The sequence below is a fragment of the Kitasatospora sp. NPDC041917 genome, from assembly GCF_055589745.1.
This window is the reverse complement of the sequence record NZ_JBVJBI010000022.1, coordinates 82521-99078: the sequence shown is the minus strand read 5'-3', so window position 1 is coordinate 99078 and position 16558 is coordinate 82521. Positions and strand designations below refer to the sequence as shown.

Here is a 16558-nt window from a genome sequence, read left to right as displayed (position 1 = left end):
ACGGAGGGGGTGCTGCTCAGTGCGGAACTCCCGCTCCGCACAGAGGTCCTGATCCGCACAGGGGTCCTGATCCGCACAGGGGTCCTGATCCGCGCAGGGATGCTGATCCGCGCGGGGGTCCTGATCCGCGCAGGGATGCTGATCCGCGCGGGGGTGCTACTCCGCCACCTCGCCCGCGCGCCTGCGCTTCAGCCACAGCGCCGCGCCGCCGGCCACCACCACCAGGCCGCCGCCGACCGCCAGCAGCCCGGCGTCGGGGCCCATCGAATCGCCGAGCACCGGGCCGAACTGCGCCGCCGCCGGCTCCGGGGAGACCGCCGGGTCCGACTCGGCCACCGGCTCCGCGTGCGCCAGCGCACCGCCCGACAGCAGGACGCCGGCCACCCCCAGCGCACCGGCCGTACCGACCCGCCGCCCGAGCCGCTTCAGCCCGGCCACCCGGCTCCACCGCGCTCGGCGGACCGGACGCAATCCCCGCATCGAGAACTCCCCAGGACTCGTTCGCGTACCAAGCCGACGCTATCCGATCCCGCACGGGGTTCTCACACCGAATCAGGTGTGGACGGGCAAGCGTTGTACGACCGTTGCGTACCCGCACACGGTCCTGACGGACGGTCAGCGGCGATCAGGAGTTGTACGTGCCCTGGGCCCGTTCCAGCCCCTCGGACAGCAGCGCCTCCACCGCGTCCGCCGAGCGGTCCACGAACCACTCCAGCTCCTTGCGCTCGGTCGAGGAGAAGTCCTTCAGCACGAAGTCCGCGACCTCCATCCGGCCCGGCGGACGGCCGATCCCGCAGCGCACCCGGTGGTAGTCCGGGCCCAGCGACTTGGTGATCGACTTCAGGCCGTTGTGGCCGTTGTCCCCGCCGCCCAGCTTCAGCCGCAGCTCCGCGTAGTCGATGTCCAGCTCGTCGTGGACCGCGATCAGCGCCGAGGCCGGCACCTTGTAGAAGTCGCGCAGCGCCGTCACCGGCCCGCCGGAGAGGTTCATGAAGGACATCGGCTTGGCCAGCACCACCCGCTTGCCCGCCAGCCGTCCCTCGGCCACCTGCGCCCGGCTCTTGTGCGCCTTGAACCTGGCGCCCATCCGCTGCGCCAGCAGGTCCACCACCATGAAGCCGATGTTGTGCCGGTTCCGGGCGTACTGCTCCCCGGGGTTGCCCAGCCCCGCCACCAGCCAGGGGCCGTCGTAGTCCTCGCTCATGCGCCCACCTCGCTGCGCTCGGCGGCCGCTTCGCGGACCGCGCACCTCTCCATGGCTCGCTCGCTGCGCTCGCTCACGCTTCTCTCCTCGCCTTCGCGCTCGACGTCATCATCCCGGACACACCGCTGCCCCGGTCGCTCCAGCGGGAGCGACCGGGGCAGCGGTCTCAGCAATTGGGCGACAGGAGGCTCAGGCCTCGGTGCCCTCGGCCTCGGCGGCCTCGTCCTCGACCGGGGCGGCCTGGGCGGCGATGACCTGCAGCACGACGGCGTCGGCCTCGACGGCCAGCGAGACGTTGACCGGCAGGACGATGTCCTTGGCGTGGATGGAGGCGCCGGCCTCCAGGCCCTCGACGGAGACGGTGACCGACTCGGGCAGGTGGGTGGCCTCGGCCTCGATCGGCAGGGACTGCAGGACGTGCTCCACCAGGTTGCCGCCCGGGGCCAGCTCGCCCTCGGTGTGGACCGGGATCTCGACGGTGACCTTCTCGCCGCGCTTGACCAGCAGCAGGTCGACGTGCTCGATGGTGCGCTTGATGGCCTCGCGCTGGACGGCCTTCGGCAGCACGTACTCGTCCTTGCCCTCGATCGGCACGACCAGCAGGGCGTTCGGGGTCTTCAGGGCCATCATCAGGTCGTGGCCGGGCAGGTTCAGGTGAACCGGGGCGTGGCCGTGGCCGTAGACGACACCGGGGACGAAGCCGGCGCGGCGGGCACGACGGGCGGCACCCTTGCCGAACTCGGAACGGGTCTCAGCGGCAATACGGATCTCGGACACGACTGCACTCCTCGTGGAAATGGCGCGGGGGTGCAGGCAACGCGAAAAACCGCCGGGACCACACCCTCAGTACGTTCGGGGGTCACTCGGCGGCAACGGCCTGCCGGGCGGACGGGAATCCGGCACCGGCAGCGCGTCGATCACGGATCGGGCACCCGTCGAACGGGCACACGGCATCCCTCGCCGAGCAGTTTCACGAGTCTAACCGCACCTGCGGCCTCCCGCGAAATCGGCGGCGGCCCCGGTCCGTCCGGACCGGGGCCGCCTGCACGGGCCTTCGTCAGTGCACACCCTCGAAGAGGCTGGTCACCGAGCCCTCCTCGAACACCTCGCGGATCGCGGCGGCGATCGACGGGGCGATGGAGAGCGTGGTGATCTTGTCCAGCTGGAGCTCCGCCGGGGTGGGCAGCGTGTTGGTGAACACGAACTCGCTGACCCGCGAGTTCTTCAGCCGGTCCGCGGCCGGGCCGGAGAGGACACCGTGGGTGGCCGCGACCACGACGTCCGCGGCGCCGTTGTCGAACAGCGCGTCGGCCGCGGCGCAGATGGTGCCGGCGGTGTCGATCATGTCGTCGACCAGCACGCAGACCCGGCCCTTGACGTCACCGACGACGTCGGCCGACAGGATGGTGTTGGCCTGGGTGATGTCGCGGCGCTTGTGGATGATCGCCAGCGGGGCGTCCAGCCGGTCGCACCACTGGTCGGCGACCTTCACCCGGCCGGCGTCCGGCGAGACGACGGTCAGCTTGGAGCGGTCGACCTTCCCACCGATGTAGTCGGCCAGCAGCGGCAGCGCGAACAGGTGGTCCACCGGGCCGTCGAAGAAGCCCTGGATCTGCGCGGTGTGCAGGTCCACGGCCATCAGGCGGTCCGCACCGGCCTGGCGCAGCAGGTCGGCGATCAGCCGGGCCGAGATGGGCTCGCGGCCGAGGTGCTTCTTGTCCTGGCGGGCGTAGCCGTAGAACGGCAGGATCGCGGTGATGCTCTTGGCGGAGGCCCGCTTCAGAGCATCGATCATGATCAGCTGTTCCATGATCCACTGGTTGATGGGAGCCGTGTGGCTCTGCATCACGAAGCAGTCCGCGCCGCGCGCGGAGTCCAGGAAGCGGACGTAGATCTCGCCGTTGGCGAAGTCCAGGGCCTTGGTGGGGACCAGCTCGGTCCCGAGCGCCTCGGCCACCTCCTTCGCCAGCTCCGGGTGGGCACGGCCGGAGAAGAGCTTCAGCTTCTTCTCACCCGACGTCGTGATCCCGCTCACTGCACCGTCTCCTCGCGTTGCGAACGCTGAACCCTCGACCCGGTGGCGGGCAGGCAGGGCCCGCTCGTGGCACGGGTAGGGGAATTGTCGGTACGCCTGGACACGGGCGGTAGGCCCAGTGGCGCACGTATGTCCCCAAGGTTACGCGCCCGCGCAGAAACCGTCCGCCTCGGGACCGCCCCCGGGCCCCCGGCCCGCCCGCTCAGGCCTGCTCGGCCCCGTCCGCCGCAGCCTGCGCGGCCTGCGCGGATGCCGTCCCGGGGCGCTTGCGCTCGACCCAGCCGTCGATGTTGCGCTGCGTGGCCCGGCTCACACCGAGCGCCCCGGCCGGGACGTCGCCGGTGATCACCGAACCGGCGGCGGTGTAGGCGCCGTCACCGATGGTGACCGGGGCGATGAACATGTTGTCCGAGCCGGTGCGGCAGTGCGCGCCGATGACCGTGCGGTGCTTGTTCACGCCGTCGTAGTTCACGGTGACCGAGGCCGCGCCGACGTTGGTGCCCTCGCCGATCGTCGCGTCGCCGATGTAGGACAGGTGCGGCACCTTGGCGCCCTCGCCCAGCTCGGAGTTCTTCACCTCGACGTAGGTGCCGACCTTCGCCTTGCGGGCCAGCCTGGCGCCGGGCCGCAGGTAGGCGTACGGACCGGCGGTGGCCAGCTCGCCCACCTCGGCGCGATCGGCCGTGGTGTTGCTCACCCGGGCGCCGGCGCCGACCAGGGTGTCCTTGAGGGTCGAGTTCGGGCCGACCTCGCAGCCCTCGCCCAGGTGCGTGGCGCCCTGGAGCTGGGTGTTCGGCAGCACGACGGCATCCGGCTCGTAGCTGACCTGCACGTCGAACCAGGTGGTCGCCGGGTCCACCACGGTGACGCCCTCGCGCATCGCCCGCTCCAGCAGGCGGTCGTTCAGCAGCCGGCGGGCCTGCGCCAGCTGGACCCGGTCGTTGATGCCCAGGATGTCCCGGTGGTCCTCGGCCACCACGGCGCCGACCCGGTGGCCCGCCTTGCGCAGGATCTCCAGGGTGTCGGTCAGGTACTCCTCGCCCTGCGAGTTGTCCGTGGTGAGCTCGCCCAGCGCCGCGGTGAGCAGCTTGGCGTCGAAGGCGAAGACGCCGGAGTTGATCTCGGTGATCGCGCGCTGGGTGGCGCTGGCGTCCCGCTCCTCGACGATCGCGGCGACGGTGCCGTCCTCGTCCCGCAGGATGCGGCCGTAGCCGAAGGGCTCCGGGACGACGGCGGTCAGCACGGTGACCCCGTTCTGCTGGGCGATGTGCGCGTCGGCCAGCCGGCGCAGGGTCTCCCCGGTCAGCAGCGGCGAGTCGCCGGCGGTGACGATGACCGTGCCGTCCAGCGCCACACCGTCGGCGGCCAGCGACTCCAGCGCGGTGCGCACCGCGTGCCCGGTGCCGTTCTGCTCCACCTGCACCGCGGTGCGGGTGGCCGGGTAGTGCTCCGCCAGGTGTGCCTCGACCTGCTCGCGCTGGTGGCCGACCACCACGACCAGCTGGCCGGGCGTCAGCTCCCGGGCCGCCGAGACCGCGTGACCCACCAGCGAGCGCCCGCACACCTCGTGCAGCACCTTGGGCAGCTTGTTCGACTTCATCCGGGTCCCGCCACCGGCGGCGAGCACGACAACGGCGGCAAGCGAATTGGCACCCATGCGGGGAGGCTCCTCGGTAAGTTCACAGAGAGGGCAGAGCAGGCCCGGCCCGGACCCAGGCCGGTCGCCATTCGCACAGTCCGCCGAGCAGCACCGACAATACCGGCGCGAGGGAAAACGCCCGAACCCGAGGCGTGCAGAGGCTCCGCCGCTAGGATTCGAACCCAGACAAAGGCCTCCAAAGGGCCCTGTGCTGCCATTACACCACGGCGGACAGTCGTGTCAGACCCTACCGGAGAGGGCCCTGCCGTGGGTATCGACTTGCGTCGATCCGCGGGCCCGATTCCGCCCCCGGCGACCGAACGCGCCGGGCTTCCGGTTCATCCATCCAGTCGGGTGAATTCACTCAAGCGCCGCGCGGCGGAGTGTTCCCCTGGACACGGAGCGCAACCTACGATGCCGTAGGTTACGCCAACGTAGCTCCGCTTCTCTCCCGCTCCGGGACGCCGCAAAGGGACCCCCATGACCATCCAGGCCGGCGAGGCGCGCGCGGGGAACGCCGCGTCCCGCACCCCGCCTTCCGACTCCGATCCCGCCGATCCCACCGGTCCGGCCGAACCGGCCCTGATCACCGAGGCCGGCGGGCCCACCGACGCCGACGCCGCGGCCACCCGGCTGTCCGCCACCCGTGGCGGGGAGAAACAGGGCCTGGCCGAGCAGATCGCGCTCTCCCTGTTCATCCTCGTGCCGTTCACCGCCCTGGTCGCCGCCGTCCCGGTGGCCTGGGGATGGGGACTGGGCTGGACGGACCTCGCGATCACCGTCGCGATGTACTACCTCACCTGCCACGGCATCACCATCGGCTACCACCGCTACTTCACCCACGGCGCCTTCAAGGCCAACCGCCCGATGCGCCTGGCGCTGGCGATCGCCGGGAGCCTCGCGGTCGAGGGCCCGCTGGTGCGCTGGGTGGCCGACCACCGCAAGCACCACCGGTTCAGCGACAAGGACGGCGACCCGCACTCGCCGTGGCGCTACGGGGAGAGCGTCCCGGCGCTGATGAAGGGCCTGTGGTGGGCCCACATGGGCTGGATGTTCGACGAGGAGCAGACCTCGCAGGTCACGTACGCCCCCGACCTGGTGCGCGACCCGGCCATAAGGCGGATCTCCCGGCTGTTCTGGCTCTGGACCACCATCTCGCTGCTGCTGCCCGCGCTGATCGGCGGCCTGGTGAGCCTGTCCTGGGAGGGGGCGCTGTCCGCCTTCTTCTGGGGTTCGCTGGTCCGGGTGGCGCTGCTGCACCACGTCACCTGGTCGATCAACTCGATCTGCCACGCCGTCGGCCGCCGCCCGTTCCGCTCCCGGGACCGCTCCGGCAACGTCTGGTGGCTCGCCGTGCTCTCCTGCGGGGAGTCCTGGCACAACCTGCACCACGCCGACCCGACCGCGGCCCGGCACGGGGTGCTGCGCGGGCAGATCGACTCCTCGGCCCGGCTGATCCGCTGGTTCGAGCTGGCCGGCTGGGTCCGGGACGTCCGCTGGCCGGACGCGCAGCGGATCGCCGCCCGCCGCGCCGCATGAGGCGGCGCTTCCAGCATGATGTAGGGGTGAACGGGAGCAGCGCAGACAGCACAGGCGGTCACCACGGCACGCGGACGGACGCGGCGCCCGCCACGGCGCCGGCCCGTCCGCGGGCCGCTGCACCGGCGGCCGGCACCGGCGACGGGGGTCCGGACCGGGGCGCCGGCGGCGGCTCGACCGCGGCCCCCCGCCGCCGGGGCGGCCGGGTCCGGATGACCGGCAAGCAGCGGCGCGAGCAGCTGCTGGAGATCGGCCGGACGGTCTTCGCCGAACGCGGCTACGACGGCACCTCTGTGGAGGAGATCGCCGAGCGCGCCGGAGTGTCCAAGCCCGTGGTGTACGAGCACTTCGGCGGCAAGGAGGGGCTGTACGCGGTGGTCGTCGACCGCGAGATGCAGCTGCTGCTGGACATGGTGACCGGGGCCCTGACCGGCGGGCACTCGCGCGAGCTGCTGGAGCAGGCGGCCTTCGCGCTGATGGACTACATCGACACCTCGACGGACGGCTTCCGGATCCTGGTCCGGGACTCCCCGGTCGCCCAGTCGACCGGCACCTTCGCCTCGCTGATCAGCGACATCGCCACGCAGGTCGAGGACATCCTGGGCCTGGAGTTCAAGTCCCGCGGCTTCGACGCCCGGCTGGCCCCGATGTACTCGCAGATGCTGGTCGGGATGGTCGCGCTGACCGGGCAGTGGTGGCTGGAGGTCCGCAAGCCGGACAAGGCGACGGTGGCGGCGCACCTGGTGAACCTCGCCTGGCACGGGCTGGAGGGCCTGGAGCGGCACCCGAGGCTGGTCGGCGAGCGCACGGCCTGACCGGCCGGGGCCGGAACGCCCCGGCCCGGCCACGGCCCGTCCGGCTCAGCCCGACCGCCCGGTCCCCACGGCGAAGATCCGCCGGAACGGGAACACCGTCCCGTGCGGCCCGGCCGGATACGCCTCGCGGAGCAGCAGCCCGTACTCGGCGAGGAAGGCCGCCCGGTCGGCCGGGTCGGCGAGCCGGGTGAGGACCGGGCGCAGCGCGGTGCCCTTGACCCATTCCAGGACCGGGTCCGGCCCCGGCAGAAGGGTCAGGTAGGTGGTCTCCCAGACGTCCGGGAGGCAGCCGGCGGCGGCCAGGGCGTCGAGGTAGCGCTCGGGCGGATGGACGCCGGCCCGTGCGGCCTCCTCGCCGAGCGCGTCCCGCCAGCGGGCGCTGCGGCGCAGGTCGGCGAGCAGGGTGTGGCTGGGGGCGTCGAAGTTGCCGGGCACCTGGAAGGCGAGCACCCCGCCGGGTTCGAGGGCGTCCGCCCAGCGCGGCAGCAGCGCCAGGTGTCCGTCCACCCACTGGAGGGTGGCGTTGGAGACGATCAGGTCGGGCCCGGCCGGGGCCGGGTCGTAGTCGCGGGCGTCGGCGAGCAGGTACTCGGCGTCGGGCTCGCCCTCGCTGCGGGCGGTGGCCAGCATCGGGGCGGAGTTGTCGACGCCGGTGAGGCGGGCCCGCGGCCAGCGCTCGCGCAGCACGGCGGTGGAGTTGCCGGGGCCGCATCCGATGTCCAGGATCACCTCGGCACCGGGGTGCGGGAGGGCGGGGACGCGGGCGAGCAGGTCGCGCAGCGGGCGGGTGCGTTCGTCGGCGAAGCGCAGGTACTGCGCCGGGTCCCAGACGGGGGTGGTCACGGTTCACCTCGCAGGTATCTCGACATCAAGATATCTCGCGGTAGCCTCACTGGCACATTTCTCGATGTCAAGAGACTTCACATCGACACATCCACCGATACACTGATCGTCATGGAGGACGAGGTCGACAGGCTGGTCGCAGCGTGGCGCCGGGAGCGCCCCGACCTCGACGTGGAGCCGCTGGAGGTGCTCAGCCGGGTCAGCCGGCTCGCCCGGCACCTGGACCGCGCCCGCCGCACCGCCTTCGCCGAGCACGGCCTGGAGCCCTGGGAGTTCGACGTCCTGACCGCCCTTCGGCGGGCCGGCTCCCCCTACCAGCTCTCCCCCGGCCAGCTGCTCACCCAGACCCTGGTCACCTCCGGCACCATGACCAACCGGATCGACCGGCTCACCGGCAAGGGCCTGGTCAAGCGCCTGCCCGACCCGGACGACCGGCGCGGCGTACTGGTCCGGCTCACCGACGACGGCCGCGACCGCGCCGACCAGGCGCTCGCCGGACTGCTCGCGCACGAGCGCGAACTGCTCGCCCAGCTCAGCTCCGGCCAGCAGACCGAACTCGCCACGCTGCTGCGGCTGCTGGTCGCCCCGTTCGACAACATCCCGGGCTGACGACGCTCCCGCCCTCCGGCCCGTGGGCCCGCCTCGCGGGTCCCGGCTCAGGGCCGTTCGACGGTGCCGACCACCGAGGGCGGCGGAGGCACGGCCGGCTCGGCCGGGCTGACCCCGGCCCGGCGGGCGACCGCGACGGCCGCCAGCGTGGAGTGCACCCCGAGCTTGCCCAGCACGTTCTGCATGTGCGTCCGGACGGTGTGCGGCGACAGGTAGAGCCGCTCCGCGACGGCCTGCCGGCCGAGACCCGCGACCATGCAGCGCAGGATCTGCTTCTCCCGCGGGGTCAGGGTGTCCACCAGCCGCTCGCTCTCGGTACGGTCCCGCCGGGCGGTGGTGAGCTCGCGGATCACCCCGGTGAGCAGCGCGGGCGGCAGGTGCGTCTCGTCCCGCAGCACCCCCCGGACCACCGCGAGCAGCCGGGCCAGCGAACTCTCCTTCGCCACCCAGCCGGTGGCGCCCGCGTGCAGGGCGCGGGCGGCGCGGTGCGGGTCGTCGGCGGTGGCCAGGACGATCGCGCGCAGCCCTGGATGGGCGCGGCGGAGGCGGGCCAGCAGGGTGATGCCGTCGGGCGGCTGGGCGGAGGGTCTGAGCTGGTCGCCCCGCAACGGGTCCACCGCGGACCGGGCGACCGGCGGCAGGCCGCCCGACAGCTGAACCGGTGGCCCCGGCGGTACGGCCGCCCGGCGCGGCTGCGGCACGGGCGGGGCGGCACGACCCCGCCGGGCCTCGTCGCCGTGCTCCGCAGCGGGCCGGCGGCGGGCGTGCGCCCCGGCTCCCGGTGCTCCCAGCACTCCCAGTACTCCCGACGCACCGTGCGGACCGGAGCCCCCGTACGGACCGGAGCCTCCGTACGGACCGGCGGCTCCGGGCCCGCCGGGTAATCCGGCCGGCCCCGCTGTTCCGATCGGCCCGGCCGCACCGGCGGCGGCGCCGACACCCGACGCCTCGACGCCGAGGTCGGCGTCGATCAGTGCCACGTCGTAGGCCCGGCCCTCGCCGGCCGCGCGCTCCAAGGCCCGCTCGGCGGCGGCCGCGCTGCCCGCCGCCCCCACCTCCACGTCCGGCTCGGCGGCCAGTGCCGCGGCCAGCGCCTCGGCGAAGATCCGGTGGTCGTCGACCACCAGGACGCGAATCCGCCCCATAGTCCCTCCCCCTGCTCAGACCGCCCGAGCCCGGGGACGGGGACCGGCCCGGCATCCGCGTTCCGGACCCACCGTTCCGCCCGCCCACCGGTGGCCGGTGAGGCCGAACGGTCGCCGGCCCCCACCGGTACCGCACTCAGCCTACGGGGCGGGAAACGCGCTCGTGGCGATTCGGTGAAGTTTCGTCAGAAGATGCGTGAGTGGCCGGACTTGGACCGCCCGAGGGCCGTTCCGGGCGCCGCCCCCGGAGGCGCTCACCGACCGTCACTCACCCGCCGTTCTTCGCCAGGGTGAACTTCCAGGCGTCGGCGACGATCTCGTCCAGGTTCGGGCGGCGCGGGGTCCAGCCCAGCGCCTCGTGGGCGCGGGCGGCCGAGGCCACCAGCACCGCCGGGTCACCGGCCCGGCGGCCCTCGACCCGCACCGGGATCTCCCGGCCGGTGACGCGCTGGACCGACTCGATCACCTCGTGCACCGAGAAGCCGCTGCCGTTGCCCAGGTTGCAGATCAGGTGCTCGCCCGGCTCGGCCGCGTCCAGCGCCAGCAGGTGCGCCTCGGCCAGGTCGGCGACGTGGATGTAGTCGCGGATGCAGGTGCCGTCCGGGGTCGGGTAGTCGTCGCCGTACACCGCGATGTGCGGACGCTGCCCCAGCGCGGCCTGGAAGACCAGCGGGATCAGGTGCGACTCGGGGTCGTGCCGCTCACCGAAGGCGACACCGGACGAACTGCCGTACGCACCGGCCACGTTGAAGTACCGCAGCGAGACGGCGGCCAGGCCGTGGGCGACGGCCTCACCGGTGATCAGGTGGTCCACGGCGAGCTTGGTGGCGCCGTAGGTGTTGGTCGGCGCGGTGCGGGCGGTCTCGGCGATCGGCACCGCCTCCGGCTCGCCGTAGGTGGCGGCGGTGGAGGAGAACACCAGCTTGCGCACACCCGACGCGCGCATCGCGCTGATCAGCTCCAGCGAGCCGGCCACGTTGTTGCGCCAGTACTTCTCCGGGTCCGCGACCGACTCGCCGACCTGCGAGGAGGCGGCGAAGTGCAGCACCCCGTCGAAGGAGCCGTCCAACACCTTGCCGGCCTCCTGGATCCGGCCCTCGACGAACTCGGCACCGGCCGGGACACCCTCGCGGAAACCGGTGGAGAGGTCGTCCAGGACGGTCACCCGGTGACCCGCCTCCAGCAGGTGGGCGGCGACCACACTGCCGACGTAGCCGGCGCCACCCGTGACCAGGTACTTACTCATGTTGCGACCTCCAGCGAACGACGGTCCGCCCGTTCGGACGGAAGCCATCGACGGAATGCGTACGACGGGGGTCATTCTCCCAATGCCACCGGGGTGCTCCGCGCCACACGGGCGACTGCTTCCAGCCTTCTCACCAAGTCCTCAGCCGCCGGCCATCCGTTCCAGCAGGCCGGTGCGCGCCGCCACCGCGGCCGCCTCCAGGCGGGTCCGCGCGCCGAGCTTCATCAGCACCCGCTGGACGTGCGTCCGGGCGGTGCTCGCGGCGATCCGCATCCCGGAGGCGATCGCCGCGGTGTCCTCGCCGTCCGCGATCCGGGCCAGCACCTGCACCTCACGGCGGGTCAGCAGCCGCAGCAACCGGACGGCCTCGTCGTCCGGCTCGACCGCAGGGCGCAGCAGTTGGTCGAAGGCCCCGCGCAGAATGTCCACCGCGACCGCGGCCTCGCCCGCGCGCGCCCGTCCGATGGCCCGCTCGACCACCTCGATCCGCTCGTCGCTGGGCACGTACCCGGCCGCACCGGCCGCGAACGCCCCTGCCACTCCGCGCAGTTCACCCACCGGACCGAGCACGATCACGGCCACCTCGGGACGCTCCCGGCGGATCCGGCGCAACCCGTCGAAGGCCCCCGACTCCCCCGGCGCCGCCACCCCCAGCAGACAGACCTCGGGCCGCCGTCCGACCACCAGATCGGCGGCGACGCCGGCCGGGGAACCGACCGCGAGCACCCGATGGCCGCGCAGTTGAAGTGCGGTGGCCAGCGCCTCGGCCAGCAGCCGGTGGTCGTCCACCACCACGAGTCGAACACCCATGACGCCCTCCAGGTCGGGGTCCGGCTCGCGCCCGCACCCCTCCGGCGGGCGGCCGATGACGCACCATCACAGCGCATTCCGTACCCGACCCGCTAGGCCGGGGCGTATCGGCGGTACGGAACCGGCCGGAGAACGCGAAAGACCCCCGCCGCCAGGCGAGGGTCTTTCAGTGGAGCCCCCATGCGGAATCGAACCGCAGACCTTCTCCTTACCATGGAGACGCTCTACCGACTGAGCTATAGGGGCTTGCTCGCTTGTCCGGGTGTTTCTCCCGGCCGCTCGAACAAGGAAGACATTACACGGCTCCATGCCGTGAAGGGAAATCGGCCCCCGCCCGGAGCGCTCCGCCGGTCCGGCCCTCGCCATCGGCCGATCCGACCCTCGCCGCGGGGCGGTCCCGCCCTCGCCGCGGCCGGCTCACTCCTCGCCGTGGGCCGCGTCGAACTCCTCGCGGGCCACCGCCATCCGCCCGGCGCGGTGCTCCGTCCACCGGCCGACCGGCGCGAGCAGCTCGGCCAGTTCACGGCCGAGCGGCAGCAGGTCGTAGACCACCCGCGGCGGCGTCTCCGGGTAGACCGTACGCAGCACCAGTCCACTGCGCTCCAGGTTGCGCAGCGACTGGGTGAGCATCTTGCGGCTGACCCCGCCGACCCCGCGCTGGAGTTCGGAGAAGCGCTGCGGCCCGCAGCCGAGGAGGCTCATCAGGATCAGCATCGACCACTTGTCGGCCAGCTCCGCGAACACCTCGCGACTGGGACAGAGCCGGGCGAACACGTCGTACTCCTGCCCACCCCGACCTTCCCGCTCGTCCTGCTCGTCCTGCTCGTCCTGCTCGTCCCGCTCGTCCCGCTCCGCGGGGTGGCCGGGCCGGACCCGGGCCGCTTCCTCCGTCGTCATGCCTCCAGGGTAGTCCCGAGGTCTCCAATCCACCCTTGGTAACCAATAGAGACCTGGTCTATATTGGAGACCAGCCGAGGCCGGGGCCGCGAGCCACCTCGGTGCGCCCGGCCCCGCCCTGCCCCGTCCCGTCCCCACGCCTGCCCGCCGGCCTCCGCCGGCCCGCGCCCGTCCCCCTGGAGTGCCGCATGACCGCCGTCCGTCCGACCGTCGCCCTCGCCTACCACTCCGGCTACGGCCACACCGCCGTGATCGCCGAGGCCGTCGCCCGCGGCGCCGCCGCCGCAGGTGCCGAGGTCGTCCCGATCGCCGTCGACACCATCACCGAGGAGCAGTGGGCGCAGCTGGACGCCGCCGACGCGATCGTCTTCGGCTCCCCCACCTACATGGGCACCGCCTCCGGCGCCTTCCACGTCTTCGCCGAGGCCACCAGCAAGCGCTGGTTCACCGACGCCTGGAAGGACAAGGTCGCGGCCGGCTTCACCAACTCCGCCTCCAAGAGCGGCGACAAGGCGGGCACCCTCGCCTTCTTCCAGACCCTCGCCGCCCAGCACGGCATGAGCTGGGTCAACCTCGGCCTCAAGCCCGGCTGGAACGCCACCACCGCCTCCGAGAACGACCTCAACCGGCTCGGTTTCTTCAACGGCGCCGCCGCCTCCTCCCCGTCCGACGCCGGCCCGGAGGCCGTCCACAAGGCCGACATCGCCACCGCCGAGCACCTCGGTGAGCGCGTCGCCCGGCACACCGCCGTCGTGCTGGCCGGCCGCGCCGCCCTGGCCGGCTGAGCCCCGGGCGAGCACGCACGCCCACGGGCAACTACGCCCGCCCACGGCCGCCTACGCCGCCGGGTCCGCCCCCAACCGGGGCGCCCGGCGGCGTTCGCCGTCCGCGGACCCGTCCGCCGGGCCGTCCACCGAACCGCCCACCGACCCGAGCTCCGCGCCGGTGTTCTCCGGCAGCATCCGCAGACACCCCAGGGCCAGCACACCCAGCACCGCCAGGTACCAGCCCACCGGCTGCGCCGTCCCGTACACCCCGGTCAGCCGGGTGGCCACCAGCGGCGTCGTCGCCCCGCCGACCACCCCGCCCAGGTTGTACGTCAACGCCGCGCCCGTGTAGCGCACCCGGGTCGGGAACAGCTCCGGCAGGAACGCCGCCAACGGCCCGAACATGGCGCCCAGCACCACCAGCGCCCCCGCCAGCGCCACGAACATCAGCGGCCGGCTCACCGTCTCCAGCAGCGGGAACAACACCAGCGACCAGACCGCGGCCAGGCCCGTCGCCCACCGCAGCGTCCGCCGCCGACCCCACCGGTCACTGCACGAGGCGCTCAGCCACACCGTCGCGGCCATGCCCGCCGCGCCGACCAGCAGCATCGACAGCACCAGCGTGCTCGCCACCCCGAGCCCGGTGGTCGCGTACGCCAGGGCATACGTCGTGGTCAGGTAGAACAGCGCGTACCCCACCGTGATCGCCCCACCGCCCGCCAACACCGGGCGCCAGTGCTCGCGCAGCACCTCCAACACCGGCAGCCGCTCCCGCCGCACCCCCGTCCGGAACAGCGGCGACTCCTCGACCCGCAGCCGGACGAACAACCCCACCGCGACCATGACGAACGAGGCCAGGAACGGCACCCGCCAACCCCACGCGCGGAACTCCCCCTCGTCCAGGCCGAGTTGCAGCGCCAGGAACACCCCGTTCGCCAGCACGAACCCGATCGTCGGCCCCAACTGCAGGAACCCCCCGTACCGCCCCCGCCGCCCGGCCGGCGCAGTCTCCGCGATCAGCAGCGCCGCCCCGCCCCACTCCCCGCCCAAGCCGACGCCCTGACACACCCGCAGCACCACCAGCACCGCCGGCGCCCACCACCCCCACACCCCGAACCCCGGCAGCAGCCCCACCCCCGCCGTCGCCAGCCCCATCAGCAGCAACGACACCACCAACGTCGCCCGCCGCCCCACCCGGTCCCCGAAGTGCCCGAACACCACCGCCCCCACCGGCCGGGCCAAAAACGCCACCGCGTACACCGAGAAGGCCGCCAGCAACGCCCCCACCGTGCCCAGCCCGGGAAAGAACACCGGCCCGAACACCAACGCGGCCGCCGTCCCGTAAAGGAAGAAGTCGTAGAACTCGATCGCCGTCCCGATCAGCGCCGCAGCCGCCGCCCGCCGCACCTGCCCGACCCGCCCAGCATCCTCCGCATCCATACCACCACCCTCACCACCCCCACCCCACCCCACCAGCCGCCACCCGAGTGACCCCGGCGCACCCCACCGCCCTCACGCCCCCACCACGCGCGAAGGGCGCCAGGCTTCCCTGGCGCCCTCCACGCACGGGCCCTGCTCGCGCAGGCGACTACCTCGCGTACGGATTGTCCTCCGGCGGCACCGGCGGCCGGTACGACGGCAGGGGCGGCGGGGGCACCTGGACCAACTCCGGCTGCGCGGCCGACTTCCGACGCCGCATCACCACGAACACCACGCCCGCCACCAGCACCAACCCGGCCGCCACACCCCCCACGATCGGCAGCGTGCTGCTGGGGCCCGCCGTCTTCCCCGTCACCGGCTGCGCCGACGGCGCACCAACGGCGACATCGGTCGGGCTCCCGGCCGGACTCGGCGCCGACGACGCGGGAGCCGACGCGTTCGCCGAAGGCGACGGAGGCACCGACGGCACGGCCGCGTCAGCCGGAAGCGGCGATACGTTCGCCGCACCGGGATCCCCAGGATCCGTCAGCGCAATGCGCGGGCGCACCGCGCCGTAACCGATGAGGTCGTTGCGACCGGCTCCATCATTCGCCTTCCCCGCGGTATTGATGAGCACCCGCAGGACCTGGTTTCCCGTCCAGTCCGGATGCAACGACCACACCAGAGCTGCCGATGCGGAAACCATGGCGGTCGCATCCGATGTGCCATGCCCCTTGCAGTACCCCGTCTGACTTGCACAGGCCCCGATCATGTCCACACCGGGAGCGACCAATGCAACCTGCGGTCCGCGCTCTGACTCAGCGGTGACTGTGCCGTTCCGGTCCGAGGCGCCCACCCCGACCACATTGGACAGGCCGCCCGGGTATTCGACGATGTTCCCCTTGTCGCCGGAGTTTCCCACGCTGGCGACCACGAGCGATCCCTTTGCCCGAGCCCACGCCAGGATCTTGCCCAACTTCTCCACATCGGCCGGAGAAGTCGTGACAGCGGCCATCCCTTGCGAAATGTTGATGACCTTGGCGCCCTGCTCGACCGCATACGTCACGGCCTGCCCGATCTGGTCCAGGAAGTCAGCCGAAACCACCGCATGCTCGGAGCCATTCGCAATCTTCAAAGGAAGGATCCTTGCACCGGGGGCAAGGCCGTAGGCTCCCTTGCCCCCGGCCGATTTCCCGGACCCCGCGATGAGGCTGGCCATCTGCGTGCCGTGATCCTCCGCATAGGACCCGACTCCACCTGGACTTCCACTGAAGTCCTTACCCGGAAGGAACTGTCCGACCAGATCCGGGTGATCCAACTTGAAGCCGCCGTCGATCACGGCAATGGTGACGTTCTCCCCCTTGGAGACCTTCCACATCTCCGGGGCATGCATGGCATCGAGATGCCATTGATCGGCACGGATCGAGCCATCGGCAACCGCGGGTGCTGCGACCGGGCCGACCACGATTCCCGCCGCCAGAAGTGCCGCAGCAGCAGCCCGCCACCGCGCTCGCGCGTTCGTCCGCCCCATCACAACTCCTCGTCAATCTCTCCGTCGACCGGGAAGCGTGCCCCGAACAAGCCTGCCCG

16 protein-coding genes and 2 tRNA genes are annotated in these 16558 nt (G+C 72.6%); 4 read left to right on the top strand and 14 right to left on the bottom strand.

Features of this window, described 5'->3' with window-relative positions; all coding sequences use genetic code 11:
* Positions 1–156 precede the first annotated feature (156 nt).
* The 6 genes from ACZ6EM_RS25385 to ACZ6EM_RS25360 all read right to left on the bottom strand — a co-directional run bounded on the left by ACZ6EM_RS25385 (position 157) and on the right by ACZ6EM_RS25360 (position 5110).
* On the bottom strand, positions 157–438 hold the full coding sequence (locus ACZ6EM_RS25385; protein ID WP_465773289.1) for a hypothetical protein: 282 nt from the start codon (positions 436–438) through the stop codon (positions 157–159).
* A 187-nt stretch (positions 439–625) separates the two neighbouring features.
* Positions 626–1204, bottom strand: coding sequence for an aminoacyl-tRNA hydrolase (gene pth, locus ACZ6EM_RS25380; protein ID WP_401046705.1), 579 nt, complete (start codon positions 1202–1204; stop codon positions 626–628).
* 189 nt (positions 1205–1393) lie between these two features.
* Positions 1394–1981 carry a 50S ribosomal protein L25/general stress protein Ctc gene (locus ACZ6EM_RS25375; RefSeq protein WP_401046703.1) on the bottom strand — a complete coding sequence of 196 codons (588 nt, stop codon included), beginning with the start codon at positions 1979–1981 and terminating at the stop codon, positions 1394–1396.
* Positions 1982–2261: 280 nt separating this feature from the next.
* Positions 2262–3239 carry a ribose-phosphate diphosphokinase gene (locus ACZ6EM_RS25370; protein WP_359899724.1) on the bottom strand — a complete coding sequence of 326 codons (978 nt, stop codon included), beginning with the start codon at positions 3237–3239 and terminating at the stop codon, positions 2262–2264.
* A gap of 202 nt (positions 3240–3441) precedes the next feature.
* Positions 3442–4896 (bottom strand): bifunctional UDP-N-acetylglucosamine diphosphorylase/glucosamine-1-phosphate N-acetyltransferase GlmU, encoded by a 1455-nt coding sequence (gene glmU / locus ACZ6EM_RS25365; protein ID WP_380539344.1) that lies wholly within the window; start codon positions 4894–4896, stop codon positions 3442–3444.
* 143 nt (positions 4897–5039) lie between these two features.
* A tRNA-Gln gene (locus ACZ6EM_RS25360) sits at positions 5040–5110 on the bottom strand.
* 248 nt (positions 5111–5358) lie between these two features.
* Between ACZ6EM_RS25360 and ACZ6EM_RS25355 the strand changes: the two genes are divergently transcribed.
* Both ACZ6EM_RS25355 and ACZ6EM_RS25350 read left to right on the top strand, forming a co-directional pair.
* Positions 5359–6417 (top strand): acyl-CoA desaturase, encoded by a 1059-nt coding sequence (locus tag ACZ6EM_RS25355; RefSeq protein ID WP_401046697.1) that lies wholly within the window; start codon positions 5359–5361, stop codon positions 6415–6417.
* A gap of 212 nt (positions 6418–6629) precedes the next feature.
* On the top strand, positions 6630–7232 hold the full coding sequence (locus tag ACZ6EM_RS25350; protein WP_359899730.1) for a TetR/AcrR family transcriptional regulator: 603 nt from the start codon (positions 6630–6632) through the stop codon (positions 7230–7232).
* Positions 7233–7277: 45 nt separating this feature from the next.
* Here ACZ6EM_RS25350 and ACZ6EM_RS25345 read toward each other — a convergent pair whose 3' ends face one another.
* A complete protein-coding gene (locus tag ACZ6EM_RS25345) occupies positions 7278–8075 on the bottom strand; it encodes a methyltransferase domain-containing protein (RefSeq protein WP_465773288.1) in 798 nt (265 codons plus the stop codon).
* Between the two features lie 111 nt (positions 8076–8186).
* Between ACZ6EM_RS25345 and ACZ6EM_RS25340 the strand changes: the two genes are divergently transcribed.
* Positions 8187–8684, top strand: coding sequence for a MarR family winged helix-turn-helix transcriptional regulator (locus ACZ6EM_RS25340; protein WP_452179515.1), 498 nt, complete (start codon positions 8187–8189; stop codon positions 8682–8684).
* A gap of 47 nt (positions 8685–8731) precedes the next feature.
* Here ACZ6EM_RS25340 and ACZ6EM_RS25335 read toward each other — a convergent pair whose 3' ends face one another.
* The 5 genes from ACZ6EM_RS25335 to ACZ6EM_RS25315 form a co-directional block, all read right to left on the bottom strand.
* Positions 8732–9475 carry a LuxR C-terminal-related transcriptional regulator gene (locus ACZ6EM_RS25335; protein WP_465773303.1) on the bottom strand — a complete coding sequence of 248 codons (744 nt, stop codon included), beginning with the start codon at positions 9473–9475 and terminating at the stop codon, positions 8732–8734.
* A 622-nt stretch (positions 9476–10097) separates the two neighbouring features.
* On the bottom strand, positions 10098–11075 hold the full coding sequence (galE, locus tag ACZ6EM_RS25330) for a UDP-glucose 4-epimerase GalE (protein ID WP_401055366.1): 978 nt from the start codon (positions 11073–11075) through the stop codon (positions 10098–10100).
* 141 nt (positions 11076–11216) lie between these two features.
* A complete protein-coding gene (locus tag ACZ6EM_RS25325) occupies positions 11217–11885 on the bottom strand; it encodes a response regulator transcription factor (RefSeq protein WP_359899735.1) in 669 nt (222 codons plus the stop codon).
* Between the two features lie 170 nt (positions 11886–12055).
* Positions 12056–12131, bottom strand: a tRNA-Thr gene (locus ACZ6EM_RS25320).
* A 171-nt stretch (positions 12132–12302) separates the two neighbouring features.
* Entirely contained in the window at positions 12303–12782 is a 480-nt protein-coding gene (locus tag ACZ6EM_RS25315) for a winged helix-turn-helix transcriptional regulator (protein ID WP_465773287.1), read from the bottom strand.
* 188 nt (positions 12783–12970) lie between these two features.
* Here ACZ6EM_RS25315 and ACZ6EM_RS25310 point away from each other — a divergent pair, with 188 nt between their 5' ends.
* On the top strand, positions 12971–13567 hold the full coding sequence (locus ACZ6EM_RS25310; RefSeq protein ID WP_359899739.1) for a flavodoxin family protein: 597 nt from the start codon (positions 12971–12973) through the stop codon (positions 13565–13567).
* A gap of 51 nt (positions 13568–13618) precedes the next feature.
* On the opposite strand, the gene ACZ6EM_RS25305 is transcribed toward ACZ6EM_RS25310, so the two are convergent.
* Entirely contained in the window at positions 13619–14989 is a 1371-nt protein-coding gene (locus ACZ6EM_RS25305) for an MFS transporter (protein ID WP_465773286.1), read from the bottom strand.
* Between the two features lie 148 nt (positions 14990–15137).
* Positions 15138–16499 (bottom strand): S8 family serine peptidase, encoded by a 1362-nt coding sequence (locus ACZ6EM_RS25300; protein ID WP_452179518.1) that lies wholly within the window; start codon positions 16497–16499, stop codon positions 15138–15140.
* Positions 16500–16558 lie beyond the last annotated feature (59 nt).

What these genes read in the sequence shown, in the direction of transcription:
- pth (WP_401046705.1), bottom strand. Translation starts at nt 1,204, where the DNA reads ATGAGCGAGGACTACGACGGCCCCTGGCTGGTGGCGGGGCTGGGCAAC.
- glmU (WP_380539344.1), bottom strand. Translation starts at nt 4,896, where the DNA reads ATGGGTGCCAATTCGCTTGCCGCCGTTGTCGTGCTCGCCGCCGGTGGC.
- ACZ6EM_RS25355 (WP_401046697.1), top strand. Translation starts at nt 5,359, where the DNA reads ATGACCATCCAGGCCGGCGAGGCGCGCGCGGGGAACGCCGCGTCCCGC.
- ACZ6EM_RS25350 (WP_359899730.1), top strand. Translation starts at nt 6,630, where the DNA reads ATGACCGGCAAGCAGCGGCGCGAGCAGCTGCTGGAGATCGGCCGGACG.
- ACZ6EM_RS25340 (WP_452179515.1), top strand. Translation starts at nt 8,187, where the DNA reads ATGGAGGACGAGGTCGACAGGCTGGTCGCAGCGTGGCGCCGGGAGCGC.
- galE (WP_401055366.1), bottom strand. Translation starts at nt 11,075, where the DNA reads ATGAGTAAGTACCTGGTCACGGGTGGCGCCGGCTACGTCGGCAGTGTG.
- ACZ6EM_RS25325 (WP_359899735.1), bottom strand. Translation starts at nt 11,885, where the DNA reads ATGGGTGTTCGACTCGTGGTGGTGGACGACCACCGGCTGCTGGCCGAG.
- ACZ6EM_RS25315 (WP_465773287.1), bottom strand. Translation starts at nt 12,782, where the DNA reads ATGACGACGGAGGAAGCGGCCCGGGTCCGGCCCGGCCACCCCGCGGAG.
- ACZ6EM_RS25310 (WP_359899739.1), top strand. Translation starts at nt 12,971, where the DNA reads ATGACCGCCGTCCGTCCGACCGTCGCCCTCGCCTACCACTCCGGCTAC.
- ACZ6EM_RS25305 (WP_465773286.1), bottom strand. Translation starts at nt 14,989, where the DNA reads ATGGATGCGGAGGATGCTGGGCGGGTCGGGCAGGTGCGGCGGGCGGCG.
- ACZ6EM_RS25300 (WP_452179518.1), bottom strand. Translation starts at nt 16,499, where the DNA reads ATGGGGCGGACGAACGCGCGAGCGCGGTGGCGGGCTGCTGCTGCGGCA.